26 protein-coding genes and 3 tRNA genes are annotated in these 25,788 nt (G+C 38.9%); 27 read left to right on the top strand and 2 right to left on the bottom strand.

From position 1 onward, the window contains the following. The first annotated feature begins 295 nt into the window (after nt 1–295). From galT to Q7U95_RS03210, 17 genes are all read left to right on the top strand, one after another. On the top strand, nt 296–1,345 hold the full coding sequence (galT, locus tag Q7U95_RS03130) for a galactose-1-phosphate uridylyltransferase (protein WP_308751816.1): 1,050 nt from the start codon (nt 296–298) through the stop codon (nt 1,343–1,345). 125 nt (nt 1,346–1,470) lie between these two features. After that, a complete protein-coding gene (locus Q7U95_RS03135; protein WP_308751817.1) occupies nt 1,471–2,328 on the top strand; it encodes a diguanylate cyclase in 858 nt (285 codons plus the stop codon). Between the two features lie 21 nt (nt 2,329–2,349). Then, on the top strand, nt 2,350–2,604 hold the full coding sequence (locus Q7U95_RS03140; RefSeq protein WP_308751818.1) for a hypothetical protein: 255 nt from the start codon (nt 2,350–2,352) through the stop codon (nt 2,602–2,604). Nucleotides 2,605–2,714: 110 nt separating this feature from the next. Next, nucleotides 2,715–3,209, top strand: coding sequence for a Na+/H+ antiporter subunit E (locus tag Q7U95_RS03145; RefSeq protein ID WP_308751819.1), 495 nt, complete (start codon nt 2,715–2,717; stop codon nt 3,207–3,209). Further along, nucleotides 3,209–3,478: a monovalent cation/H+ antiporter complex subunit F gene (locus tag Q7U95_RS03150; RefSeq protein ID WP_308751820.1), complete on the top strand. Its 270-nt coding sequence runs from the start codon at nt 3,209–3,211 to the stop codon at nt 3,476–3,478. Before Q7U95_RS03145 ends, Q7U95_RS03150 begins: the two co-directional genes overlap by 1 nt. Further along, nucleotides 3,471–3,827 carry a monovalent cation/H(+) antiporter subunit G gene (gene mnhG / locus Q7U95_RS03155; RefSeq protein ID WP_308751821.1) on the top strand — a complete coding sequence of 119 codons (357 nt, stop codon included), beginning with the start codon at nt 3,471–3,473 and terminating at the stop codon, nt 3,825–3,827. Before Q7U95_RS03150 ends, mnhG begins: the two co-directional genes overlap by 8 nt. After that, nucleotides 3,811–4,056, top strand: a complete 246-nt coding sequence (locus tag Q7U95_RS03160) for a hydrogenase subunit MbhD domain-containing protein (protein ID WP_308751822.1) — start codon at nt 3,811–3,813, stop codon at nt 4,054–4,056. Before mnhG ends, Q7U95_RS03160 begins: the two co-directional genes overlap by 17 nt. Continuing rightward, a complete protein-coding gene (gene mbhE / locus Q7U95_RS03165) occupies nt 4,053–4,787 on the top strand; it encodes a hydrogen gas-evolving membrane-bound hydrogenase subunit E (protein ID WP_308751823.1) in 735 nt (244 codons plus the stop codon). The genes Q7U95_RS03160 and mbhE overlap by 4 nt, the downstream gene beginning before the upstream one ends. Then, nucleotides 4,784–5,158, top strand: a complete 375-nt coding sequence (locus tag Q7U95_RS03170) for a cation:proton antiporter subunit C (RefSeq protein WP_308751824.1) — start codon at nt 4,784–4,786, stop codon at nt 5,156–5,158. Before mbhE ends, Q7U95_RS03170 begins: the two co-directional genes overlap by 4 nt. 3 nt (nt 5,159–5,161) lie before the next feature. Next, the gene (locus Q7U95_RS03175) at nt 5,162–6,685 is read left to right on the top strand and encodes a monovalent cation/H+ antiporter subunit D family protein (protein ID WP_308751825.1); all 1,524 of its coding nucleotides are present in this window, start codon (nt 5,162–5,164) and stop codon (nt 6,683–6,685) included. Between the two features lie 22 nt (nt 6,686–6,707). Continuing rightward, nucleotides 6,708–8,198 (top strand): monovalent cation/H+ antiporter subunit D family protein, encoded by a 1,491-nt coding sequence (locus Q7U95_RS03180; RefSeq protein WP_308751826.1) that lies wholly within the window; start codon nt 6,708–6,710, stop codon nt 8,196–8,198. A gap of 51 nt (nt 8,199–8,249) precedes the next feature. Beyond that, nucleotides 8,250–9,782, top strand: coding sequence for a monovalent cation/H+ antiporter subunit D family protein (locus Q7U95_RS03185; RefSeq protein ID WP_308751827.1), 1,533 nt, complete (start codon nt 8,250–8,252; stop codon nt 9,780–9,782). Between the two features lie 25 nt (nt 9,783–9,807). Further along, a complete protein-coding gene (locus Q7U95_RS03190; protein WP_308751828.1) occupies nt 9,808–10,257 on the top strand; it encodes a hypothetical protein in 450 nt (149 codons plus the stop codon). Between the two features lie 26 nt (nt 10,258–10,283). Next, nucleotides 10,284–13,247, top strand: a complete 2,964-nt coding sequence (locus Q7U95_RS03195; RefSeq protein WP_308751829.1) for a proton-conducting transporter membrane subunit — start codon at nt 10,284–10,286, stop codon at nt 13,245–13,247. A 139-nt stretch (nt 13,248–13,386) separates the two neighbouring features. Continuing rightward, nucleotides 13,387–13,629 (top strand): hypothetical protein, encoded by a 243-nt coding sequence (locus tag Q7U95_RS03200; protein WP_308751830.1) that lies wholly within the window; start codon nt 13,387–13,389, stop codon nt 13,627–13,629. A gap of 303 nt (nt 13,630–13,932) precedes the next feature. Then, nucleotides 13,933–15,054, top strand: a complete 1,122-nt coding sequence (locus Q7U95_RS03205) for a GNAT family N-acetyltransferase (protein WP_308751831.1) — start codon at nt 13,933–13,935, stop codon at nt 15,052–15,054. A gap of 126 nt (nt 15,055–15,180) precedes the next feature. After that, a complete protein-coding gene (locus tag Q7U95_RS03210) occupies nt 15,181–15,561 on the top strand; it encodes a response regulator (RefSeq protein WP_308751832.1) in 381 nt (126 codons plus the stop codon). Nucleotides 15,562–15,577: 16 nt separating this feature from the next. Here the strand turns inward: Q7U95_RS03210 and Q7U95_RS03215 are convergent, their stop codons facing one another. After that, nucleotides 15,578–16,351: a FliA/WhiG family RNA polymerase sigma factor gene (locus Q7U95_RS03215; RefSeq protein WP_308751833.1), complete on the bottom strand. Its 774-nt coding sequence runs from the start codon at nt 16,349–16,351 to the stop codon at nt 15,578–15,580. A 556-nt stretch (nt 16,352–16,907) separates the two neighbouring features. Here Q7U95_RS03215 and gltX point away from each other — a divergent pair. Both gltX and Q7U95_RS03225 read left to right on the top strand, forming a co-directional pair. Then, nucleotides 16,908–18,368: a glutamate--tRNA ligase gene (gene gltX / locus Q7U95_RS03220; RefSeq protein ID WP_308751834.1), complete on the top strand. Its 1,461-nt coding sequence runs from the start codon at nt 16,908–16,910 to the stop codon at nt 18,366–18,368. A 93-nt stretch (nt 18,369–18,461) separates the two neighbouring features. Further along, nucleotides 18,462–18,535, top strand: a tRNA-Gln gene (locus tag Q7U95_RS03225). A 91-nt stretch (nt 18,536–18,626) separates the two neighbouring features. Here the strand turns inward: Q7U95_RS03225 and Q7U95_RS03230 are convergent. Further along, nucleotides 18,627–19,880: an OFA family MFS transporter gene (locus Q7U95_RS03230; RefSeq protein ID WP_308751835.1), complete on the bottom strand. Its 1,254-nt coding sequence runs from the start codon at nt 19,878–19,880 to the stop codon at nt 18,627–18,629. A gap of 342 nt (nt 19,881–20,222) precedes the next feature. Between Q7U95_RS03230 and Q7U95_RS03235 the strand changes: the two genes are divergently transcribed. The 8 genes from Q7U95_RS03235 (at nt 20,223) to amrS (ending at nt 25,778) form a co-directional block, all read left to right on the top strand. Further along, nucleotides 20,223–20,519, top strand: coding sequence for a hypothetical protein (locus Q7U95_RS03235; RefSeq protein WP_308751836.1), 297 nt, complete (start codon nt 20,223–20,225; stop codon nt 20,517–20,519). Between the two features lie 136 nt (nt 20,520–20,655). Next, nucleotides 20,656–20,732: transfer RNA gene (locus tag Q7U95_RS03240), tRNA-Glu, on the top strand. Between the two features lie 142 nt (nt 20,733–20,874). Further along, a complete protein-coding gene (locus Q7U95_RS03245; protein WP_308751837.1) occupies nt 20,875–21,444 on the top strand; it encodes a M48 family metallopeptidase in 570 nt (189 codons plus the stop codon). Nucleotides 21,445–21,527: 83 nt separating this feature from the next. Continuing rightward, a complete protein-coding gene (locus tag Q7U95_RS03250) occupies nt 21,528–22,337 on the top strand; it encodes an SAM-dependent chlorinase/fluorinase (RefSeq protein ID WP_308751838.1) in 810 nt (269 codons plus the stop codon). Between the two features lie 11 nt (nt 22,338–22,348). Then, entirely contained in the window at nt 22,349–23,614 is a 1,266-nt protein-coding gene (locus tag Q7U95_RS03255; RefSeq protein WP_308751839.1) for a glycosyltransferase, read from the top strand. Then, the gene (locus Q7U95_RS03260) at nt 23,611–24,318 is read left to right on the top strand and encodes an HAD family hydrolase (RefSeq protein ID WP_308751840.1); all 708 of its coding nucleotides are present in this window, start codon (nt 23,611–23,613) and stop codon (nt 24,316–24,318) included. The genes Q7U95_RS03255 and Q7U95_RS03260 overlap by 4 nt, the downstream gene beginning before the upstream one ends. Nucleotides 24,319–24,415: 97 nt before the next feature. Continuing rightward, a tRNA-Arg gene (locus tag Q7U95_RS03265) sits at nt 24,416–24,491 on the top strand. Nucleotides 24,492–24,884: 393 nt separating this feature from the next. Continuing rightward, nucleotides 24,885–25,778 carry an AmmeMemoRadiSam system radical SAM enzyme gene (amrS, locus tag Q7U95_RS03270; RefSeq protein ID WP_308751841.1) on the top strand — a complete coding sequence of 298 codons (894 nt, stop codon included), beginning with the start codon at nt 24,885–24,887 and terminating at the stop codon, nt 25,776–25,778. The last annotated feature ends 10 nt before the right edge of the window (nt 25,779–25,788 follow it).

Genomic DNA, 25,788 nt, shown 5'->3' on the forward strand with positions numbered 1-25,788 from the left:
AGTTAAATGAAAAGTGAAAAATGTCAGATACTGGTTTCACGAGAAAAGGAAAAAACTACTTGCCTGTTGGCAGACATGGTAATCAAGAATTAAAAAAGTTTTTATCGTCAGACCAGCGCTTGGGATAATCTTTTTAAGAATGTTGTACCATTTTAAATTTTTCTATATCGTTTTTTATTTTTATTTTTAAGTTTTTAATTGAGAAGAATATTGGATAACAGCTCATAGATTGTAGAGCAAAGTTAAGACCATCAGCTATATGTTATCAGCTATATGCCAGATTGGGGTTATTTAAATGCCTGAATTGCGTCGAGAACCTATTACGGGCCGGTGGGTGGTAATTGCTACTAAGCGCGCAAAAAGGCCGGAGAGCTTTACTCAAAAACAAAGAAAACCGGTGAAGTTGATGGCTAATTGTCCTTTTTGTTATGGTAATGAAGGGATGACTCCATCCGAGGTGTTAGCTTTTCGACCTAAAGGCACTAAGCCCAATAGTTCAGGTTGGAAAGTTCGGGTAGTTCCAAACAAGTTTCCTGCTTTTACAATGAAGAGTGAGTCAGAAATTAAAACGCCTATTGTGCCTACTGAGTTTGAGGATAAGCAAACTGGAAGGCAAAAAGAGTTGGAAATTTACTCTCATAGACCGGCACTGGGAGTTCATGAGGTTATAGTGAGCAGCCCGGATCATGTTAAAAGCCTTGCTCTGTTAACTGAGCAAGAGGTTGAGTTAGTAATAGAAGCTTATTGTTCTCGATTGTTGGATATTAAGAAGGATTCCAGAATCAAACAAGTTCTCATTATTGTCAATCATGGAGAGGAAGCCGGTACTTCAATCGAGCATCCTCACTCACAACTTTTTGGGATGCCAATAATTCCACCGGTTGTGGCTGAAGAGATAAGTTGCGCCGACCGTTATTTTCGTAAAACAGGGCAGTGCGTATTCTGTAATATCTTAGCCGAAGAGCTAAAAATGGCCGAGAGAATAATAACAGAAAGTGAGTATTTTTTATCTTTTTCCCCCTATGCATCCAGGCAACCTTTTGAGACTTGGATAGTTCCTAAAAAACACTTGGCCAACTTTGAGCTTATTTCCTTAGCGGAAAAGAAGGACTTTGCCTCTATATTAAAGAGTACGCTTGGAAAAATCTACAAGGGGCTGGATGATCCCCCTTATAATTTTTATCTTCATACTTCACCGTTTCAGATGGATGCAAAGAAATTTTACCATTGGCACATTGAAATTTTACCCAAACTTTCCATTCAAGCTGGCTTTGAAATGGGATCGGGGATTATGATAAATGTTGTTTCTCCTGAAGAAGCAGCCAAATTTTTAAGAAATTTTTAAGAAATTTGTGAAATTTTTAGAAAAGTATAGAGGAATAAGTATAATTATGTTTAATATTTATTTAGAAGGTTGTTTATATAAAGTATTTTAGTAAAGTAGAATGTGTAAAAAGGAGGAGGAAATACTTGAAAACAGGAGAGCATCTTGCTAGTGTACTTGCAATTTTGGTAAGTTTTGCTTTTGTATCTATATTTATTGGTTTTACAGGTCAGCTTAACCTATATTGGTATCTATATATAATCCCGATATTTATTGCTGCGATAACTTACAATTTAATTGGTAGCTTGATGGTTGGAATTGCAAGTATAGGAATTTTAGTTTTTTGGTTTTATTCTGGGGTTGGAACTGGTTTGGTTGAAAACCCCACGGTTCTCGGGTATGAAATGATTACAGGAACATCAATCTTCTTAATTGCTGGTCTAATCTTAGGTTACATCTCCGGTAAGCAAAAAAAGCAGCAAGCACAACTGGAAAGACTTTCTGTTCGCGATAGATTAACGGGACTTTATAACTACAGTTATTTTGTGGATAGACTGGATGAGGAGATTAAGCGCTCAAATCGATATGAAACTCCACTTGGGCTGATTATGTTAGATATAGATTATTTTAAAGATTTTAATGATACATTTGGCCACGAAAAAGGCAATAAAGTCTTAAAAGATATTGCGGAAATTATTAAAGAAAAAGTTAGAGACATTGATATCGTTGCTCGTTATGGTGGCGAGGAATTTGCTGTGTTGCTTCCTTCTGTAGGCAAGGAAGCCAAGGAGGCCGCGGAAAGAATTCGTAAAGCTGTTGAGATGGCTGAATTTGAAGGGGATGTTGAACAACCCATTGTCAAAAAGACAATCAGTGCGGGTGTAGCAGTCTATCCAAGAAACGCTAAGGATGATACTGGGTTGGTAGTTAAGGCTGATGAAGCTTTGTATAAAGCAAAAGAGAGCGGGAGAAATCAGACTTGTGTGTGCGAGCAAAGCAGTTAGTTTTCTTAAGGAGGGTTGTGAATGTATACCGAGAAACAGAAGATTCGGGTTATGATGTGTACCAGTTTATATAGAATAGAGGGAGATATGTATATTATCCCCGGGAGCAGAATAACCGATATGTTTAATGTTAAAACTCACGATTTTTTTCCTCTTACAAATGTAAAAGTGACGCACTCGGTGGAAGATAAGGTCTTTTACGAAGTGGGTTACGCGGCTATTCACAGGGACTCAGTGCTTTTGGTTTTCCCAATTGAGGGAGAAGAAAAGGAGTAAGGTTATTTAACCCTTTAAAATGGAGGCTTTTTACATAAAATATGCCGGATTTAAATAAAATAGTAGAGTTATTTTATCCAAAGTTCAAAAATTTTTAGCGGAGGCGGCAATTGTCATTTCGTAGAGCAATTAAATCTGCAATTTTTCTTTTTCTTTTTTGGCTAATACTTACGGGAAATGTTGAATTTTCAAACTTATTCCTCGGTTTAGTATGTTCCTTTTTGGTAGTTATTGCTGCCCATGGTCTATTGAAAGAAAACATTGGTTTAGAGGAAACCCCCATAGTTTTAATTAGATTTATTTTGTTCATGTTCTGGCTCATAATTGAGATTGCTAAATCTAACATAGATGTGGCGGAAAGGGTATTAAATCCACGTTTACCTATAGAACCGGCCATTGTTAAATACTCCTGCCATCTTAAGAATGATGACCATCAGACATTGCTGGGTAACGCAATAACTCTCACGCCGGGCACTTTAACAGTTGATATTGATGAAAGTGGAGTTTACTATATACATTGCTTGGCCGATAAGCACGCAAAAGATTTGATGGAGCGGAAGTTGGAAGGTATGGTTACGTGGGTTTTTAAAGGAGTGAAGGGATAATGCAAAACTTTTTTCTCGCGGTTGGTTTAATTTTAATTGCAAACGCCTTTGTTTGCCTTTTTAGAGCAATTGTGGGGCCCACTCTTCCTGACAGAATAGTGGCGATTAATATTGTAGGAACAAAGACACTGGTTATTCTCGTGCTCATAGCCCATATCTTTGGCCAACACATGTATATAGATACAGCTTTTGTCTACGCGTTGCTTAATTTCATCGTAACGGTGGCTGTGGCTAGATATCTTGAAACAGGAGGCCTACCTAGTGCTTGATATCTTAATAAATACTTTAACAATTATTTTTTCATGTATCGGAATATTCTTTTTTCTCGTTGGAACTTTGGGTTTAGTTCGTTTACCTGATGTTTATACTCGTCTTCATGCCGGGACAAAATGCGATACTTTGGGTGCCGGCTCTATTCTTTTTGCCCTTGCTGTTTATGAGAGATTTTCCGTAAATGGGTTAAAGATGATTGTTTTAGCTTTTTTGGTAATGGTGATGAGCTCAACTACGGGTCATGCTATTTCCCGCGCGGCTTATAAGGTCGGGATTATGCCTTGGCGAAAAAAAGTTTCGACAGTTTTTTCTGAAGAGGAGAGTGAAGATGTTACGTATCCTTGATGCCTTACTTCTCATATTTTTGCTGGTAACCGCAATTGGGGTAGTTCGGACGAAAGATCTACTCGGAGCTGCGATTATTTTTTCAGCGTATAGTTTAACCATGGCCATCATTTGGCAACAATTGAGTGCTCCCGATTTAGCTTTGACGGAAGCGGCTGTTGGTGCCGGAGTTACCACAGTTTTATTTTTAATTACTATTAGCCGTACGGTGCGGAGGGAAGACGAGTGAAAAAAGGCTTAGCAATATTTGCCCTACTTTTACTTTGGGTTTTATTGATATCGACTGTGGTGGTGTTGCCTCCTATGGGGAGCCCTGAAAACCCAACATATACACATATTGTTCCACGTTATCTTGAGAAGGGGGTTGAAGAGGGAGGCGCTCATAATATAATTACGGGTATTATCTTAAATTACCGGGGATATGACACGATGGGTGAGGTCACGGTAATTTTTACCGCCCTTATGGCCGTTTTAGCTGTTTTAGGGAGAGAAAACTTTCTTCTTCATACGTCAAAAGCAGAAATGTCAACAGTAGAGAAAAGCATTATAGTTAAATCTGTTGCTCGCTTTTTGACACCGTTTATAGTTTTATTTGCTCTCTATATAATTTTTCATGGAGCCGAATCACCGGGTGGAGGATTTCAAGGTGGAGCTATTTTAGGAGCGAGCATCATCATCATCACCTTAACTCTTGGCCTTGCTTTTGTAACTAAAAAGTTATCATTGAAGTATCGAGTGTTGTTTGAAAGCGCGGGCCCGCTTGGTTTTTTTATCATAGGTATGGTTGGTATACTTTGCGGTCAAAACTTTCTAACTTACTTGCTTCCATGCGTTGCTCTTGCTTATCAAGATTTGGTCCGGCACTTGCTGCTCATCATAGTTGAAATAGGTATAGGAGTTGGAGGAGGAGCAATTATAGCATCGATATTTTTTGCGATGGAGAAGGTGGAGAAAGAATGAGTGTGAGTGAATTATTTTATAAGCTTAATGTCAATTTTAATTATGTGGTAGCAGTGACGCTTTTCATAATTGGCCTTTATGCTATGATTTCAAATCCAAACTTAATAAAGAAGTTCATGGGTTTAAATATCATGGAGACATCGGTGTTTCTTTTTATAGTCTCCAGTGGGGCAATAACCGGGGGGAAAGCGCCTATTATTGGAGAAGGCTTAAGCTCCGGAACAGTTTTCGTTAACCCCATTCCCCAAGCGCTTATTCTCACGGGGATTGTTGTTGCAATGAGTACGACCGCATTAGCACTTTCTTTAATGATTAAACTGTATGAGCAATGTGGAACTTTAAATGCAGATAAAATAAAGGAGTTAAAGTAAAATATGGTGGAATTTTCACGACATTGTCCAGTTCTTATGACGGTAACGTTTTTAATTGGGGCTGTTCTTACCCCTATAGTTAGCAGATCAAGAAAGAAATTTTCTTTCTGGTGGGCTTTTTTTGTTTCGCTTCTGGGCTTATTCTTTTGTTTTTGTGCTGTTTGGAGATTATATACTGTTGGACCGATAAGCTACTGGTTAGGCGGCTGGGAGCCTCCCTATGGCATTGAGGTTTACTTTGATTACATTTCCACGATTACCCTTTTAATGACTGCTCTTGGCGTACTTATCATAGTTTATTCTAATAAATATATAAGACACGATATTTCCGAAGAAAAACTCCCAACGTACTATTCGTTGGTTTTGCTTCTTTTAGGTGGCATGGTCGGATTTTCTGTAACCGGAGATATGTTTAATCTATATGTTTTTCTTGAGATACTTTCACTCTCCGGCTACGCTCTGGTTGCAATCACCGGAGAAAAATTAACCGCTATGGCAAGTTTTAAATATTTGGTCATTGGAGCAGTGTCATCCCTGTGTGTTTTGTTTGGAATAGCTTTTCTTTATAATGTAACCGGTAGTTTAAATATGGCTGATATTGCTTTTAGATTGCAACAAACCCAGCCAACTACTACGACATATGTGGCTCTGGCTTTATTTATTATTGGGTTTAGTGTCAAAGCAGCTATGTTCCCTCTACATATATGGCTTCCAGATGCTCACGCGCTGGCTCCTTCGTCAGTTAGCGCTTTGTTGTCGGGTTTGGTAATTAAGGTTGGCATTGTGGGAATCCTGCGAGTTCTTTATTGTGTATACAAGTTGGGTGGGTCCGTTGATTTTACTGTTGTAACAAATTTCATGGGTTGGCTTGCAGCAATTACAATATTGGTTGGCGCATTTTTTGCATTTTTCCAGGATGATATCAAGATGATTTTTGCTTACTCAAGCATATCCAATATTGGCTACATAATCATGGGGATAAGTCTGGTCTCTTTCTCTCAGCCTGAGAGAGGTTATCTTGGGATGGTTGGTGGCTTAATTCATATCTTTAATCACGCGATAATTAAGTCAACATTATTTCTCTGTGCAGGAGCTATAATTTACAAAACGGGTTTTCGTAAATTAAGCGATTTGCGGGGAGTAGGGAAGAAGATGCCCATCACCTGCGGGGCTTTAACTATTGCGGCTCTTTCAATCGCGGGAATTCCGCCGACGGCAGGGTTTATTTGCAAATGGTATATCGTTCTTGGGGCTATAGAATTCGGTAGGTTAATTTGGGCGGGGGTCCTATTGGTGGGAGCGTTGTTTGTATTTGGATATTATATTAAGATAGTTAACGCAATTTTTTTCAGAGAACCGGTAGAACCAATTACTCAGGTTGACGAAGCTCCTTTAAGTATGCTGATACCAATTGTAATATTGGCAACGGGTTGTTTAATAATGGGTGTTTTTGCCTACATACCTTTGAATGTGATAAAGCCGGCTGCGGCAACGATGCTTGGTTTGCCGCCAACATATCTTCCTTGAAATAAAAAAGGAGAGTGATGAGATGATTGTTAATGATATCAGGCCTTTAGTTGCTCCGCTAATCTCAATTTTATGTGCTGTTTTGATTCTTTGGCGTGGAGATAATACTTTCTTAAGGAGATTGTTCAGCATATCGGCTGCTATTATTAAATGGATTATTGTCTTTTCGATGCTTCCGGGTTCATTGGCCGGAAAGATTTATGTAACTGAGCTTATTCCTTTTACCCCGGGCATTAGTTTTCTTTTGAGGGTTGATGGTTTAGGCATGTTCTTCGGGATGATATCGTCAACTCTTTGGATTATAACTACTGTGTATGCTATAGGTTATATGGAAGGGGAGCACGCACGGAAAAGATTTTTTGCTTTTTTTGCCTTGTGTGTTTCGACTACGATAGGAATAGCTTTTGCGGGAAATTTATTTACCCTTTTTGTGTTTTATGAAATGTTGACAGTCTGCACCTATCCGCTGATACTTCACGATGAAACTCCCGAAGCAATGAAGGCGGGTAGAAAGTACTTAATATATACGCTCACCGGCGGTTCCTTTATTTTATTTGCAACAGCGATGACCTTTTATTCGGCTGGAACTGTTACCTTTTCTGAGCCGGGTATTCTTTCAATAAGCACCGGTGTTGGTCTTTTAGCCGCGATATTTGCCATGTTTATGTTGGGGTTTGGTGTAAAAGCGGCAATTATGCCTCTTCATGGTTGGTTGCCAAGTGCTATGGTTGCGCCTACTCCTGTTAGTGCTTTGTTGCATGCGGTAGCTGTAGTAAAAGCCGGCGTTTTTGGAATTACCAGAATAATTTATAATATTTTTGGGGTGTCATTACTAAAAGAGATGGCATTAAAAGGAATGCCTGTGGCAGAATTTTTAATGTGGGCGGCGATGATTACGATTATTTGCGCTTCCTTGATGGCTTTAATGCAAGATAACCTTAAAAAAAGACTCGCTTATTCTACTATAAGTCAGCTCTCCTATATCGTGCTGGGCGTTTCACTTCTGACTCCAAACGGGGCCTTAGGTGGAATTGTGCACATTGCGAACCAGGCATTTATGAAGATAACCATGTTTTTCGCAGCGGGTGCAATTTATAAAAAGACCCATAAAAAAAATATAAGCGAGATGCACGGTATAGGACACAAGATGCCTCTAACGATGGCGACCTTTACTATTGCTTCGCTTGGCATGATGGGGCTTCCGCCGACAGCCGGATTTATATCTAAATGGTATCTGTGTTTAGGCGCGTTAGACGCCGGTAAAATGGTAGTTGTGGTTGTCTTGTTGGTGAGCTCTTTTTTAAATGCCGCGTACTTTTTACCGATTGTTTATCGAGCTTACTTTATGAAGCCTCAAGATGGAAACTTAAAGACAGATGAGGCCCATTGGACTCTTCTTGCGCCATGTGTTATTTGTGCCCTTTACACTATCGGTTTAGGTTTGTTTGCGGATTTACCATTTGTTCCTTTAGCTTTAGCTCGCGGAGCCGTAATGCAGTTTTTCGGAGTTTAATGAAAAGATAAGCGAGTTCTTAAGGTATATCTAATTTGGAGGTGTTTTTAAATGTATAAAGAAGTAAGTTCTATCCTTCCGGTTTTAGCCATACTTGTTCCAATTCTCTTTGCAACCATTATTTTTCTACTTGGGGAAAAATACAATCGTTGGAGAGGTTGGTTTACGGTTGCAGGCTCTGTAATTACTTTATTTATAATGCTGTTGATGTTGCCTGGTGCTTTAAATGGGACGATTTTACAAACTCACTTAATGGTGATTGTCCCGGGAATTTGGATGTTTATCAGGGTTGATCAACTGGGACTTATCTTAGCAACAAGCGCGGCGATACTTTGGTTTCTGGCAAGTATGCATTCTATTGGTTATATGCGAGGGGCGCATGCTCAAAAAAGATATTTTAGCTTTTTAATTCTTTGTCTTGGGTGGACTGTAGGAGTTGCAATTTCGGGGAATTTATTTACATACCTTATTTTTTACGAACTATTTTCTATTTCTACATATCCCCTTATTGTTCACGAGGAAACTCCGGAAGCATTAGCTGCAGGCAAAAAGTATATGATATATATCCTAGTGGGCTCCTCTTTTCTCTTGTTTGCTATAATTTATACGTATTTTTTAGCGGGAACATTAACCTTAGCAAAGGCGGGGATACTTTCGCTTACGTACGGCCGCACCCCCCTGCTTATCCTCTTTTGGTGTTATATGCTTGGCTTTGGGGTAAAAGCGGCAGTTATGCCTCTTCATGGTTGGGTTCCTGATGCGCATCCAATAGCGCCAGCTCCTTTTAGCGCGATACTTTCAGGCATAATGGTTGCGGTGGGTGCTTTTGGAATAATAAGAACTGTTTTGAATGTCTTTGGTTCATCTCTGGTACGAGAATTGGGGACGGGTTTAATAATGGCCTATATTGTTTCATTTACCATAATTGTTTCATCAATTCTTGCATTAGATCAAGATAATCTGAAACGGCGGTTAGCTTATTCTACTATTGGGCAGATGGGTTATATTATTCTTGGCACGGTTTTGTTGACAACTTATAGTGTTTGGGGCGGCATGGTTCATATTATAAATCATGCTTTTATGAAGGGCACATTGTTTTTATGTGCCGGGACCATCATCAAGCAAACCGGAAAAATGAATGTTAGTGAGATGCGTGGTATTGGCAAAAAACTTCCTTTAACCATGGGGGCGTTTACTGTTGCCGCACTGGGCATGATAGGGACACCTCCTTTAGTTGGTTTCATAAGCAAATGGTATCTCTGTTTGGGTACCCTGGATGCCGGGGAAGTTGTTTTTGTGATTGTCTTGCTAATAAGTTCGCTTTTAGGAGCGGCATATTTTCTTCCTATTATTTATACTGCTTTTTTTCAAAAGTCTGATGAGGAATTGCTCGAAAAGGAGCATGGCGGTCATAAGGCTGTTGCGGTTAATTCAGAGGGGAAGAAGCAGTTGGAGGCACCGAAGGTTATGCTAATCCCTGTTATTCTCGGGGCTTTAGGTGTTATTGTTTTTGGGTTGTTTGCGCAGTTGAACGGTTTTCCGCTCTCACTTATAAAGATTAGCACCAGTTTTTTATTGAAGTAATATTTTTTGATTGAGAGGTGTTAGATTGTTAAAAAAGTTATTTCCGTTTGTTCTTATAATAGCTCTTATTTTTCTATTCACTGCTGTGGTTTTTGCAAGTTCAGAGGCAGTTAAAACACATGACCATGTAGAGGAAGATACTACGGAGCACGTAGAAGAAGGGCATGCAGAAGAAGAGCACCACGGAGTCCCCGTTGCCTATTATGTTCAGTGGTTTTTCATTTTCGCCATTTTAGGGATGGCTTTCCAATACGCAGTTAAATTTCAAAAGCATGGCCAAAGCGGGAAAGAAGGTTCGTTTGTAGCATATGCAATTGTTGGAATGGTGTTTTTGGTATTCTTTCTTGGCTATACGATGATGGATTACCATGAACCTTTGTTGCTGGGTTTTTTAAGATTATTCTTGTTATTTATCGGTGGAGCCTTGGTGACTTTCTATGGTGTTCTTGGTCGACACGATGAAGTCCACCATTAAAATTATCTAATTGGAGGATGAAGTTTATGAATTACTTGGAAGTAGTAATGCCCTTGACAAGCGCGGTGAGTGGTGTTGCTGTTCTTCCATTTTTGGCGTGCCTAACGCCTATAATCGGGGCGCTGGTTACCGGCCTTGTTGGCAAAAGCGAGAAGTTGCGCAACGCCGCTGCGGTGGTAACGACATTTGTTACTTTTGTGTTGGTTCTTGCCATGTATGGTCCGGTTGTGAACGGTGTTCACATTGGAGAGCATTTTTATAAGGGCATAGAATTCAGCATCAAGGGGATTCTGGGAGCAAGTTTTAAGGTTGACCCGGTGAGTTTAATAGTGGCGCTTGTCACCTCCTTTCTTTGGTTTCTTTGTTCCATTTACGCGATAAGTTATATGTCTCACGAGCATGCCAGGACAAGATTTGCAATTTTTTCTCTGTTAACTTTGGGTGTTGATTTGGGAGTTTTGCTTACCAAAGACTTTTTCTCCCTCTTTGTTTTTTTCGAGCTATTAGGGTTCTTCTCCACCATGCTTGTAATTCATGAAGAAGATAAAAAGGCTCTGGATGCCGGTAAACTTTACCTGTGGTTCTGTGTTATCTTTGGCCTCGTTCTGTTAACTGGAATTGTTCTTTTATTTGCCTATACCGGGACCGTGGATATTAAGCCTATGGCAGAACTCCTGGAAAAGACCGTACCCGCTTATATGCGTTATCTCATAACTACACTTATGATTATGGGCTTTGGCGCAAAGGCGGGAGTATTTTTCCTTCACGTTTGGCTTCCCGAGGCTCATCCCGTTGCACCGACTCCGGCCAGCGCCTTGCTTTCCGGAGTTATGATAAAAGCCGGTGCTTATGGAATTTTAAGATCGGTAAATACTCTTTATGCTCCGATGGCAACCAAAGTTTCCAATGCTACTGTTATTCATACAGCGGCCCAGTGGACAACAAAAACGGGTTTGGGTTATGCGCTCATTTGGCTCGGCGTTATAACTATGTTTTTTGGTGTGGTCAATGCTTTACTCTCGCACAACTGCAAAAGGATGCTCGCCTATCATAGCGTTTCTCAGATGGGATATATTATCTTTGGCCTTGGTTGTGCCGCCTACTTGGGAGCGGAAGGGGCGATGGGTATGGCGGGCGGTCTTTACCATATCGTAAATCACGCTCTTTTTAAGGCATCGCTATTTTTGTGTGTGGGTGCTGTCTATTTTAGGACACGTGAGCTTGACATGTATAAACTGGGTGGTCTGTGGCGAAATATGCCCTTTGTAGCAGTAGCTTGTCTAATTGCAGTTTTTGGAATTTCGGGTATACCTGGATTTAACGGGTTTGCTAGTAAAACCCTTCTTCATCATTCTATCTTTGAGGCATGGGAATACTCTGCTGTCTTTTCTCCAATTCATCAACGTGATTCATTCCTTCTTATCGCTGAGGGTTTCTTCATGCTCACGGCATTTGGCACCTTTTGTTCTAACTTTAAGATGTGGTTGTTTGTTTTTATATGGAAGCAACCTGAACGTTTTAAGGAAGTAAAGCCAGAACCCATTTCGATGAGAATTGTATTAGTTATTCTTTCTGCTGTGATTATATTCATTGGTCTAAGGCCCAATTGGATGTTGGAAAAGTTTATAGGACCAGCTCTTGCTTATTTTGGTTATGATGCTGGCTCTCATGCTTACCATCTTCTCTATAACGTTCATATTACCGAAGGGATTCGCTCGACAATCCCTCTCTTGTATGATCCCGGAACTTTCTCAATTTTTAGTAACCCGGAGGTGTTACACAACCTTTTGGGCGGCGGAATGGCTGTTTTGGGCGGCGGAATATACTTCGTTTTAGGCTACAGATTGGGCTGGTTTCACGTTGAGGTTCCCGAGTGGACTTCGGTTAAGTATTGGTATTTGAAGCTGGCAACTGGATTTCTTGTTCTTCCAAAAAAATTAGGTATTTTAAAAGGCCAATTTCGTCGCAGGGTTGCAACATATCTTTTAACAGGCGAAGAGGAGAGACGAAGAGAAGTGGTCTCAAATCTGGAAAATGTTTTGAATGAACAAAAAGATAGATTGGAGAAGTTAAAAGCTATTAAAGGTGCCATGTCAAAATTAGACCGTGGAGCAACGAGACTAGATAGGGCCGAACTTTATCGCTTGAGAAAAGTTTTTAGAATGATTGAGGAGCCCTTAATTAGAAGCGGGAATTTAAATAAGTTAGATTTGGATCTTTTAAGAAGTGCGGTTGGAATAATGGAAGCTAATCCTAAACAGCTTAGCAAAGAAGATATTTACTGGTTGCGCAAGCTGCTCTTGCTTTCTGAGCGAACCTTAATTAAAGAACACAAATTAGGCGAAGAGAAATTGATGAGGTTGCAGAAGACCATCCTTAAGTTTCAAGCAGTAAACAGAAGGGTTATTCAGGAAGAACTAGAAAAACTGCATCAAAAAACTGCTTCAAAGTCCATTTCATTAGAAGAGTTGCTATCAGAAGAGGAGAAACTTCGTAAAGCAGGTTTATCTTCCTTGAATAGATTAAAAGGGATGGCCCCCAAAGTGGAAGAAATATCTGGCTCTAAAATTTTTCCATTTGAAGAATTGCAAAAAGGGGAAGAACGATTCCATGATATAAGCATGCTTGGTATGAGCAAACTATCCAAATTAAGCAGCAAGGCAGAAAATATTATTAGTGAGGAAAGAATGGAGCCAATACTTCAAAAGGCTCTTCTTGAATATAAAAAAGCTCAACTTAGTTATAAGATTATGACCGGTAGTATCTTTAAAGAGATATCAAACTGGATACGTCGAATGATTTTAGCGATGATGGTTGTGCTTTCTGAAGAAAGGTTTGGCGGTATTGAGCAGGCTATTTATACATCAATGGATATTGAGGATACGAGGAATGCCATCCGTTCCTATACTAGGGATATTGGTTTTAATGTGTTAGTTTTAGTTGGGATGTTGACATTGCTTTCCATTATGTTGTTGTGGGGGAATATCTAGCTTAACGTAACAATCCTATCATCATAAAGGTTGACCCAAGAGGCAGTTATCGTTATATTAATTATAAGTAATATAAGTTCGAACTAATCCTAACGACAAACATCAGTAGATTTAAAATTCTTCTTGGGAGGAAAGAGTTTTGGGAAAAGAAAATTATATAAGGGTACCAATAACAATGCCGAATGATATGATAAGTTATCTTGAAGAAAATAGTTTGAAGTCGAAAATTACTGGTGGACATAAACTTGCAAATACTGAGATTGTGAGAGCTGCTATAAACGCAATAAGGGAACTTAATGTAGATTATACGAGCGTTAAAAATGAAGATGATTTGAGGGATAGAATTTTAGAAGCTCAGGCAAGGTATTTTGCGAAAAAGTAATAAGGTTTTATAATACTAAAAAAGAATTGTATTTGAGAGGGCGATTATGAAAAATTGTTGGGAATTAAAAGGTTGTCCCGCAAGTTATTATCTGAATTGTCCGGCATACGCAAAAAGAAAAAGTTGCTGGGAGGAGAGGAACGGTTGCTTGTGCAGGGCTTACTCGAAATGTGAAAATTGCCCAATTTATATTAAACATAAAGAGGATGTCAAATAGCAAAAAAGGAAGTTTAATAAAAAAATAAATTTTAAGGGGAAAATCAAAAATCGATTTTCTCCTTAGTTTTTTGGGGGCCGGGGAAAATGAAAATAGATGTTATTACCACTAAAAAAGAGTTTGAGGCCATCAAAGAAAAGTGGGATGCTTTGCTTGCTAATAGCAGCGGTAGCATATTTCAAACCTGGGAGTGGCAATGGGTGTGGTGGAAACATTACGCTAAAGATAAAAAGTTATTTATATTAGTTGCTACGGAGAAGGATCTAATTGGCATAGCCCCTTTTTATTTAAGTAGGTCATATTATGGATTACCAATTAAGGTGCTTTCTTTCTTGGGAACCGGCCCTTCTGATTATGGGGACTTTATCGTTTTGCCCGGTAAAGAAGAGAAGTTTATTAAAGGGTTATTTAAATATCTTTCCACCACAAACGTGGATTGGGATATTGTAGATTTACAACAATTATTGGAAGATTCCCCTTGCATTAATCCTCTTCGAGCATCAATTAAGGAAGGTGGTCTTAATGGTTTAGAGCTTTTTCAGGAGAGCTCCTTTGCTCTTTTGTTGCCCTCCAGCCGGGATGAGCTCATGGGCACTCTGAGTAAAAAGTTTCGATATAACTTAAATTATTATCCCAGACGTCTTTTTAAACAATACAAAGTTGATAGCTACAATTTAAATGATAGGGCTGATGATATTACTTTTGGAATGAATCTTTTTTTTGATCTTCACCAGAAGAGGTGGCAGAAAAAGAAATTGCCAGGACTCTTTTGGAATAAACGGTATCGGGATTTTCATTCCGACATAGCGGCTCTTTTTCACAAAAAAGGATGGTTGGCTTTATATTTTTTAAAACTTGATGATGAAATGGCGGCTTCATTATATGGCTTTAAATACAATAATTGCTTTTACTATTATCTTAGTGGGTTCGACCCACGTTGGGAACGCTTCAGCGTGGGGACGTTTATTGTAAGTGAGGCAATTCGTGATTCAATAACAAAAAAGCTTTCCTGCTTCGACTTTTTAAGAGGTACAGAGGAATATAAGTTAAAATGGGGGGCAGCCTCTCATAGTAATATGCGGTTTTTGCTCTGCAAAAAAGATGGTTACTTAAAAGGTGCTCCTTTATTATCGCGTCCTATTATGCAATTTTTAAGTTATGAAACTAAGTTTGCGAGAAAAGCTAAAGAAAGACTAAGAAGATTATAAATTTTAATTTCCCCATTTATTTTTTTTAATTAGGAAATTAAACAGGGGGAAAATTTTTTTTGGAGAATAATTATTGTAAGGTATATTATATATGTAAAAGAATTAAGAGGATAAAGGGAGATTTTCATGGAAAAAGAAAAGATTCTTGTTGTGGACGATGAGGTAGATATAGTTAAATTGATTACGCTAAAACTTGCGAACAAGGGTTTTAAGGTTATTGGAGCCGGGGATGGAGAAGAGGCTCTTAAAAAAGTTGCTGAGGAAAAACCCGATTTAATAATTTTAGATATAAGCATGCCGAAGATGGATGGTTGGGAGGTATGCCAAAAGTTAAAAGCAAACCCCGAAAGTAAGGATATCCCGATAATAATGTTAACTGCTTTAGGTTATATAGCTGAAGAATTCAAAGGCCTTCAGCTGGGTGCGGTAAAATATCTTAAGAAACCTTTCGATGCTGATACTTTGATTAAGGCCGTATACCAGGTGTTGGAAGAAAGCAAACATTAAACTTCTGGGTTTCTTCTTAAAGCGCGTCCTCTTTACGTAAATGGCTTAACTGTTCTCGTAATCTCAAAACAGCTTTGGTGCGAATTTGAGACACTCTTGATTCAGAGAGATTTAAAACCTTACTCGCTTTTTTTAACGTAAATCCGTCATAATAGTAAAGCGCTATAACAATTTGTTCTTGCTCGGTGAGATTTTCAATACTTTTTGCGAGAATATCTTTGATGTCTTTTAGCTCAATAAAGTCAGATGGACCATCCATCTCATTGTTATTTAACTTGTCTCCGATAGTGATTTTAGAATCCTCATTTTTAGTTACAAAACTCTCCAGTGAGAGCAAAGATATTTTACTTACCTCACAAAGTAAATTATTAAAATACTTTATATCCATATTGAGTTCTTCGGCTACCTCATCATTTTTTGGGGCGTGTCCCAAGCGTTTTTCTACTTTTGTATATGCTTCCATTAATTTCTTTGCTTTTTGTCGGAAAGAGCGAGGGGCATGGTCGCTTATTCTTAATTCATCTATTATGGCCCCTTTTATGCGGGGTACAGCATATGTTCCAAATTTAATTCCTCTGTGGTAATCAAATTTTTCTATGGCATCTATTAAGCCAATGATCCCATAACTTATGAGATCATCTGTTTCAATATCAGAAGGCAAAGTTTTTCCCATTCGCTCGACTACATATTTGACTAATGGCAAGTATTGAACAATTAATCTTTCGCGGGCCTTCGTGTCCCCATGTATTTTATATTGCTCCCATTCGCTTTGCGGTTTAAATTTTTCCACTTTATCTCCCTTTATTTTACGAGATGTTTTGCATTTAAAACGAAAAGCTGTGGTTTTATCGCATTTTTTGCCGGTTGATTTAATTTCCCAAGATTTAATAATTCAAAATATTCTTCTATGTTTTCTTTTAGAATTTGCGGGGTTTTAGTCTTTAATTTGCTTGCCGGTTTGTTTGTTTTTAAGTTTAATTTAAAGAAAAAAGAATCTCTTGTCCCCGGAGTGGGGAAATTTGAAAAGAAAATTAATGGTAAACTCCATCTTAGGTAGCGAATTATTTGTATACCTCCTAATCGACCTAGACTATTTTAATATTACCTTAGGCACAAAATATGTCAAGAAAATTATGACATTACACAAGATGTTGTGGTTTTGCGATACGGATAATAAATTAAAGAATTAACAGAAGCGCTTAAGCTGAATACAATAAAATATTAATATTATTTAAGCTATGTTATGGTGTTTTGGTGATGTTGCGGCTAAGATATTTAAACAACTCAAAGTAAATGAGCAATAATTGTGTGTTTGTGTAACGATAATTAACTTGAAGGTGATTGTTTTGTTTAAAGAAATACGAGTTCGTTTTGCTCCGAGCCCCACCGGAGTATTGCATATCGGAGGGGCAAGAACTGCCTTATATAATTGGCTTTTTGCCAGGCATCACGGCGGTAAGTTTATTTTGAGGATGGAAGATACTGATAGAAATCGTTCTACGGAAGAGGCCATCGGTGCAATCGTTTCTTCACTTAAGTGGCTGGGGCTTGATTGGGACGAAGGTCCTGAAGTTGGGGGGGCATACGGGCCTTATCGACAAACAGAGCGTCTATCTTTTTACAAGGAAGCCCTTAAAAAATTGCTTGAGGCAAAGATGGCTTATAGATGTTATTGTAGCCCGGAAGAATTAGAAGAGCGAAGAAAGGCAGCATTAAGGGACGGTAGATCTCCCGGTTATGATGGTCGATGCAAAAAGTTTACTGAAAAAGAGCAAAAAGATTATGAAAAGGAAGGGCGAAAATATGCCATCCGCTTTGCTTGTCCCAAAGAGGGAGAGACGGTCGTTTCTGATATCATAAGAGGAGATGTTGTTTTTCAGAACAGTGTTTTAGAAGATTTTATTCTGACCAGAGCGAATGGTCTGCCAACATATAACTTTGCGGCCGTTGTAGATGACGCAACCATGAAGATAACACATATAATTCGGGGGATTGATCATCTATCAAACACACCAAAACAAATCCTTTTGTATGAAGCTCTTAGTTTACCGCTTCCCGTTTTTGCTCATCTGCCTATGATTTTAGGTTCCGATGGAAAACCTTTAAGTAAACGTCACGGGGCTACATCGGTGGAGGAATATAAGAAAAATGGTTATTTGTCGGAAGCAATACTAAATTACCTTGCTCTTTTAGGTTGGTCTTATGATGAGAAGACGACCATGTTTTCTATTGAAGATTTAATTGAAAAATTTTCCCTTGAGAAGGTTTCCAAAAATTCTGCTATTTTTGATAATGCCAAGCTTCAATGGATGAACGGATGTTATATTCGTAAATTATCGGTTGATAAGCTAACGGATTTACTCATTCCAATCTGGGTTGATGCCGGCTTTTTTGCGAAATCCTCTGATTTTGGGATAGAGAGACTTAAAATGATAGCTACTTTGGTGCAAGAGCGAATAAAATGTTTAACCGAGGTTTTGGAGCTTACGGATTTCTTCTTTAAAGAGGAGATTGAAGTTGCTCCCAAAGCTGCAGACAAGGTGTTAAAGAACCCGGAGGCCTTAAAAGTTTTAGAAATTGCGTATGAGAAATTAAAAACACTTGGAAAATTTGATGTTGAAAGCGTGGAAGCTGCTTTGCGTTCCATCCCCGCGGGACTCGATATTAAACCGAAGTTTGTTTTTCAACCCATACGGGTTGCCGTAACCGGAAAAACGGTAAGCCCGCCGCTTTTTGAGACAATTGAAGTGCTTGGGAAGGAAAGGACATTAACCAGGCTCACGGCAGCAATTGGAATTGTGAAGTAATTTGATTTTTAAGAGGTCAGCCTTGCTTCTGAAGTGCTCGTATGTTATAAATAAACAGGTTTAACCAACGACTAACGGCCAATAACTAATAAATGGGGAGTCGTCTAGTGGTAGGACACGGGACTCTGGATCCCGTTGCGAGGGTTCGAATCCTTCCTCCCCAGCCATAAAATCTCAGTAAAAAATAGAACTACTTTATTGTCTTGGTGAAATTTAGCCGGGAAATCCTTTTAACTCTTTTGTATGAAAAATAGTATTTTAGTTTGCGGTTTCTACTGCTTGTACCTCGATGTCAACTTCATTTGGTGCTTTAATAATGAAGGTTATTCCAGAAGCAATAATGCAAAGAACGGCTGCAATCAGATAAGCCATTGAATAAGAACCGGTGGCATCAACAATTTTTCCCGCAACCATTGAGCCAAATACGCCTCCAACTCCCCAGGCCGTAAAGACTAAGCCGTAGTTAACACCAAGGTTTTTGGTGCCGAAGTAGTCCGCGGTAACGGCAGGGAATAGAGCCAAATTAGCGCCGTAGTTAAAGCCAATTAAAGTAGCGGATACGATTAAAAGGATTGATGTGGTTGATATGGCCAAGACTCCCATCATCAGCGCTTGAAATAAAAAAACCAGAAGCATTGTGTGGGTACGGCCGAGTTTGTCGGAAACACCGCCGGCGATGATTCGGCCAGAAGCGTTACCAACGGCCAAGATGGCAACCAAGAGGAAGCCTAAATTAACATCGGGGAGCTGAGCAGCGGAGATTTTTGCCAAGTGGCCAATAATCATAAGGCCGGCAAATGCAGCAAAGGCGTACATTGACCACAGTAAATAAAATTGAGGGGTTTTGAGCATTTCGTGCCAGTCATATTCGTGTTTTTTAGAGTTGGCTGCAGTTGAAGCTGAAGATATAAGCATACCGGCGGGGGCATATCCAGCCGGGGGATTATTTAAAAATTGAGATAGTCCAACTGTCGCTACAAAGAAAGCAATACCGAGAATCAAAAAAGTTTGATTGATGCCAAAATTTTTTAACAAAGTATTGGTGACAGGAGCAATATATACAGAAGCAAGACCAAACCCACTAACCACTATTCCCGTGATGAGACCCTTTTTGGCTGGTGGAAACCATTTGACCGCCGCCGGTGTAGCGGAGGCATATCCAAGGCCAATACCTGTTCCTGCTAAAATTCCGAAACCTAAAATCATTAATGCTATATTTCCCTTTGAGGCAAAACTGGCAAGAATTAAGCCAAGGCCCGTTAGGGCGCCACCGACGGAGGCGACGAGGCGCGGGCCCAATTTATCCTGAGCGCGGCCGGCAAAAACCATCATAATGGCAAAAACACCGCACGCAACCGCATATGGCATAGAAGCGCTGGTAGCAGACCAACCCCAGCTGGTCGTCATTTTTTTGGCGATAACACTCCAAGAATATAAAACACCAAGGGCTAAGTTAATTCCGGTACCGGCTAAAACAACAATCCATCCTTGCTTATTAGAACTATTATTCATAAAAATTCCCCTTTTTATCAGTATAGGTTGATTTAAGATTTGTAAAATAAAGAGAAAGTCATTAAACGGTTTTGATTTAAGGTAAAAGGTCTATTTGCGTTAGCAAGTGGATGATTTTAATTAATAGCTCTTGGCTAATTGATAAGTTAAAAATTTTCTATTTAAAGAGTCTTTTGTCTGAAGACAATACTTATGCCGGTAAAATTTTTCAAATTGTGTTTAATAAAAGGGTAAAATAGGAAAGAGCACAAGGGTAACTTAACTTTGCGGGGAAGGGTTCTTTAAAATAAGCCATGAATTAAAAAAATGGTATTTTAAGAAGGGAAAGAGCAGAATACATGGATGGGAGGATTTAATTTGAGCGATGGTTATAAGGACTATTTATCCAAAGTCGGTATTTTTTTAAGCGCAACAATCATTTTTTTTGGGGCATTTGGTATGTTTCAAGCGGCAAAAAGTGGAAGATATAAATCTATTGAAATTTTCTTTACCGACTTATTTTGCCTTTTATTGTTTTTGGCGGTTTTATTGTTATCTTTAGTAGCTGCCCATTTTTTTAATAAACACACAAAGGAATACGATAGAAAAGAGAAAGAATTGGAAGAAAGTCAAAAGGTTTTAAAAAAGAAGAAAGACTAAAGAGGTTTTAAAAGCCCGAATAAGAATGAAGTTGTCAATTATTCTTTAAAAAGTTATACTTTTCGTTGTAATTTCTTTCAAGGTGTCATCCCTCCATAAAATTGGGTTAATCTTTGGAAGTAAAAGTGCAGTTAGTGGCGCATTCGTCTAGTGGCCTAGGACACCGCCCTCTCAAGGCGGAGATCACGGGTTCGAGTCCCGTATGCGCTACCATTCTTTCCAAAGCATTGGCTCATGCTTAAGAACTTGAGTTTTTACAAACAAATCCAAAGGCCTCTTTATTTTCTCGCTCGTTTAATGTTTTCTGTTATCTTAATAACAATTCTACGTTTCTTAAAAAAGGAGAACGTTTTTAATGATGAAATCAATAACTGTTGAGATTGATGGCGTAGGGCCTGTGTTTTTTAAGCGTAGCAGACGGGCTAAACATTTAAATATTTCTATAAGGCCGTTTAAGGGTGTTCGGGTAGCTGTTCCTTATAATTTATCCTTTAAAAGAGCTGAGAAGATTGTTTGCTCAAAAGTTCCTTGGATGCAGAAACACCTGAAGAAGATGGAACGGGTGGAGCAGGAGCACATCTCTTTTCTAAATAGCTCTGTCAATATCGATAGAGTCGAAGCAAAAAAAGTGCTTATCAAGAGGTTAAATGAATTAACAAAGAAGCACGGTTTTACCTATAACAAAGTGTTTATTCGGAATCAGAGAACTCGATTGGGCAGTTGTTCTTTTAAAAATAACATTAATCTAAATATGAAGCTGATACTGTTACCGGATGAACTAATTGATTACGTAATTTTGCATGAGCTTGTTCATCTAAAAATAAAGAATCACAGTAAAGATTTTTGGAAAGAGCTGGATAAGTTTGTTGGGGACGCGAAAGCCCTTAGGTCAAAAGTGAAAGAATATCAATTAGGATTAATTTAGAAATTATCTCTAGCCAAGAATAAAAAATGAGTATTTACGTATCCCTTCTTGTCATATCTTTACTGTTCGTTTAAGATTTAAAAATGAAGGTATTTATCACTATGACCTCGGATTTTGGTTTTGAAGATGGATGGGTCGGCGTTTGCAAGGGTGTCATCTTAAATATAGCGCCGAATGTTCAAATAATTGATATAAGTCATAATATTCCAAGTTTTAGCATCAAAAAAGCTTCTTTTATTTTGTCTTCCAGTCTTTCCTTTATGCCGTTGGGCATTCATTTGGCAATTGTAGACCCGGGGGTTGGGACTTTAAGACGACCCATTGTTTTGCAAGTTGAACGAGGTGACTATCTGGTTGGGCCCGATAACGGACTTTTAATTCCCGTCGCGGAAAAATTGGGAGGAATAACTAAGGCAATTGAAATTAAGAACGATGGACACATGAGTAAGTTTATCTGTTCTACTTTTCAGGCCAGAGATATATTTGCTCCGGTTGCTGGTTATTTAGCTAATGATGTAAAATTAGATGATATTGGGGTTGAAATACCAAAAGATAGTTTGGTTTCGGCCCTTTGGAAAGAGGCGGCTGTTTCAAAGAAAGGTAAAATTGAGTGTGAGGTTATAGATATAGATAAATTTGGAACGGTTCATTTAAATCTTTCCGGAGACAAGTTATCTAAAATGAATATACCTTACGGGAAGGATGCTGAGGTTTCATGGGAAAGGGGAAGTGTTAAATTGCCTTTTTGCCACACTTTTGGTGATGTTGTGGTTGGGGACCCCTTGGCACTTGTTGACTCAACTAACTACCTAAGCATAGCGGTTAATCAAGGAAATGCTGCCCGTTTTTTTAACTTAAAAGACGGAGATAAGGTAGCCATTAAAATTTTTTAAAGGAGTTGTTTATGAAGCCAGATATTCTTCATGAAGAAATTGGTCTTAAAGTTAAAGAAATAGACCGAGCCGATATCATTGTTGGTATTCCGAGTTACAACAACGAAAAAACAATTGAGAATGTCGTAAGAACTGTAGGTAAAGGTCTTTCAACTTATTATCCAAACCTTAAAGCGGTTATTGTTGATTCTGACGGTGGCTCTAAAGATAAGACATGTGAAATATTTTTAAAGACTCCGGTTCCGGATGGCATCGAGAAGATAGTTACTCAATACAAGGGGGTACCGGGGAAAGGAAGCGCTTTTAGAACCATTTTTGAAATAGGTGAAAGATTAGGGATAAAGATGTGCCTTGTATTGGATGCTGATTCGCGAAGCATTACTCCTGAGTGGATAAAAGCTTTAGCTAATCCTATTTACTTGCATAATTATGGTGTTGTAACCCCTTACTATTTAAGGGATAAACACGACGCTACTATAACCAATTCGCTTGTTTATCCGCTCACTCAAGCGCTTTACGGCTTAAGAATAAGACAACCAATTGGTGGTGATTTTGGGCTTACCGGTGGGTTGATTACTGTTCTTAATCACCAAAGGTTATGGGAATACGACACTGATGTTGCCAGGTTTGGAATAGATATCTGGTTAACTACGACAGCTATTACTGAGGGGTTTAGGGTTTGTCAAGCATCTCTTGGAGCTAAGGTTCACGATGCCAAAGATCCGGGCAGCGATCTCAGTCCAATGTTTAAACAAGTTGTTGGAACCCTTTTTAGTTTAATGAAGAAGTATAAAGTGAGGTGGAAGTTAGTAAAGGCAAGCAAAGAAGTTAGGATTATGGGGAAGTTTCACTTTGTTGAGCTTGAGGAAGTAAAAGTGGCTTTGCCGGAATTAATTGCGAAATTTAAACAAGGGAAAACTCAATACAGAAAAGTATGGAAAAATATACTTTCTAATAAGAACTACCGTGATGTAATTAAACTCGCCTACCTTGGTGTTGAAGATTTTAATTTTCCCGCTGATTTGTGGGCAAAGATAGTTTATGATTACGCTGTTGGATATTGTTTTGATGGAGACAAAGACGAGATATTGATGAGTTTAATTCCTCTCTACTATGGAAGGACGGCAGCCTTTGTTATTGAATCAAGAGCCGTTTCCGAAGAACTTGCGGATGCTGTTGTGGAAGGGGTAGCGGGTATTTTTGAGAGAATGAAACCGTATCTTTTAAGAAAATGGTCAAAAGCTGAAAGACAAGCTGACAAAGAGAGGCTTGGATGAGGCACAAAGCGGTCTTTTTTGATGTTGGTAATACCCTTTTATATCCACATCCCTCGGTTGAGGCGGTTTGTGTCGAGGTGGCGTCCAGATATGGATACTTGGCAGGTTTAAAAGAGTTTTCAAGAGCTCTATCTGTGGCAGATGGCTATTATCTACAAAGGTATGAAACAGACGATTCTTTTTGGATGGATGAAAACAAAGCGGTCTCAATGTGGGTGGATTTCTACGAGTTATTGCTTCGTGAAGTTGATATTGACGGTGATGCTCGGATGATAGCCCAGGCAATCTATGATGAATTTGGCAAGACGAAGAGATGGAAACTCTATCCGGATGTTATCACTACTTTTGAGAAGCTTAAATCAAAAGGAATTAAGCTTGGGATAATTTCGAACTGGGATGGAAGGTTGCCCGAGCTCTGTTTGGAACTGGGCCTTTCCAAATACATGGAATTTATAATTTCTTCGGCGCTTGTAGGAAGAGTTAAGCCTCAACCAGAGATTTTTAAACTCGGGCTCGAAAAGGTAGGAATTGAGCCGGCAAACGTTGTTCATGTTGGAGATCATTATTATGCCGATATCTTAGGTGCGAGAAATGCCGGTATTACACCGGTTCTTATCAGTCGCGAGAGCGATTTAAATATCGAAGACTCTAATTGTCTAGTAATCAAAAACTTATTTGAGTTAACTAAGAGCAATTTATTTTGACAGTTGCAGACAAATCTCACAGCGGTAATTTAAAACAGGGGAGATACTTAGGTGAAAAACATTAACTATCAAACCATCTACCATTAACCAAAGTTTTGCGCTCGTAGCTCAGTGGATAGAGCACAGGCCTCCGAAGCCTGATGTCGTGGGTTCAAATCCCGTCGAGCGCGCCAAACTAGTGTATAGCTGTAAACCTTAGATAACTTGGTAACAAACTATCGCTAGATAGCTGATGGCTTATGCTTGCCCGCCTCTGGCAGGGCAGATAGCGTATGGCTGATGGTTGTTAGAGACATAACGACATAGAAGCCAAGAAACTAAGGAATCAAAATGGTGACTTAGAAACCATGTAGCTACGTAACCAAGAAACTAAGAAACCAAATAACTACCGACTTTCCACTAAGAGACTACCGACTGATTGGTAAAAGGGAAGGTTAAAAAATAAAAGTTATAAATATTTACATTACATCATTGCTTGATATAGTGCTGCCGGTCTTATAAAAAAATGGAGTTATTTCGGTAAAATTTAAGTTATAATTATGTTAAGAGGTAAGGGGGCGTGGTTCATGGAAGCCCGGTTCTATGAAAAGAAGCCGAATAAGAAAGTTAAGTGTTTTCTTTGCCCACACGGATGTCTTATATCTCCTGGCAAGACGGGGACATGCTCCATTAGAAAGAATATTGACGGAACTCTTATTGCGTTAACTTACGAACGAATTTCCTCTTGTAGTCTTGATCCTATAGAAAAAAAGCCGCTTTATCACTTTCATCCTAAAACGGTGATTTTGTCTTTGGGTAGCATTGGATGTAATTTGGCGTGTCCCTTCTGTCAAAATTGGCAAATTGCCCAACCCCAGGAAGCTTTTCCCGGCGAGGATATGGAAAAGATTGTTTCCAGGGTGACAGACCCGTTAACTTCCAAACAAGCTGTTGATTTAGCTTTAACTCATCGTCAAAACGGTAATATAGGATTGGCTTATACATATAATGAGCCGTTTGTTTGGTATGAATATATTTATGAAACCGCTAAACTTGCTCATGAAAATGGATTAAAAAACGTTTTGGTAACGAACGGTTATGTTAATGAAAAACCTCTTAAAAAGCTGCTACCGTATATTGATGCCATGAATATTGATGTTAAAGGATTTTCTGATGAGGTTTACAAAAAACTGGGCGGAAGACTTGTGCCAGTGCTAAAAACAGTTGAAATTGCCAGCAAAGAATGTCATGTGGAGTTAACTAATTTAATTGTTCCTAAGCTTAATGATTCCAAAGAGGAAATTGAGAAGCTTGTCGAGTGGATAGCAACTAAAGTTGGTGAAGAAACTCCTTTGCATTTTAGCCGTTATTTTCCACATCTTAAATATACAGAGCCGCCTACACCTCTTAAGACTGTCAAGATGGCCGAGGAAATTGCACTTAAGAAGTTAAAATATGTTCATCTCGGGAACGTTTATTAGAGGAGGGTGT

It is taken from the genome of Candidatus Oleimmundimicrobium sp., from assembly GCF_030651595.1.
Taxonomy (GTDB): Bacteria; Actinomycetota; Aquicultoria; order UBA3085; family Oleimmundimicrobiaceae; genus JAUSCH01.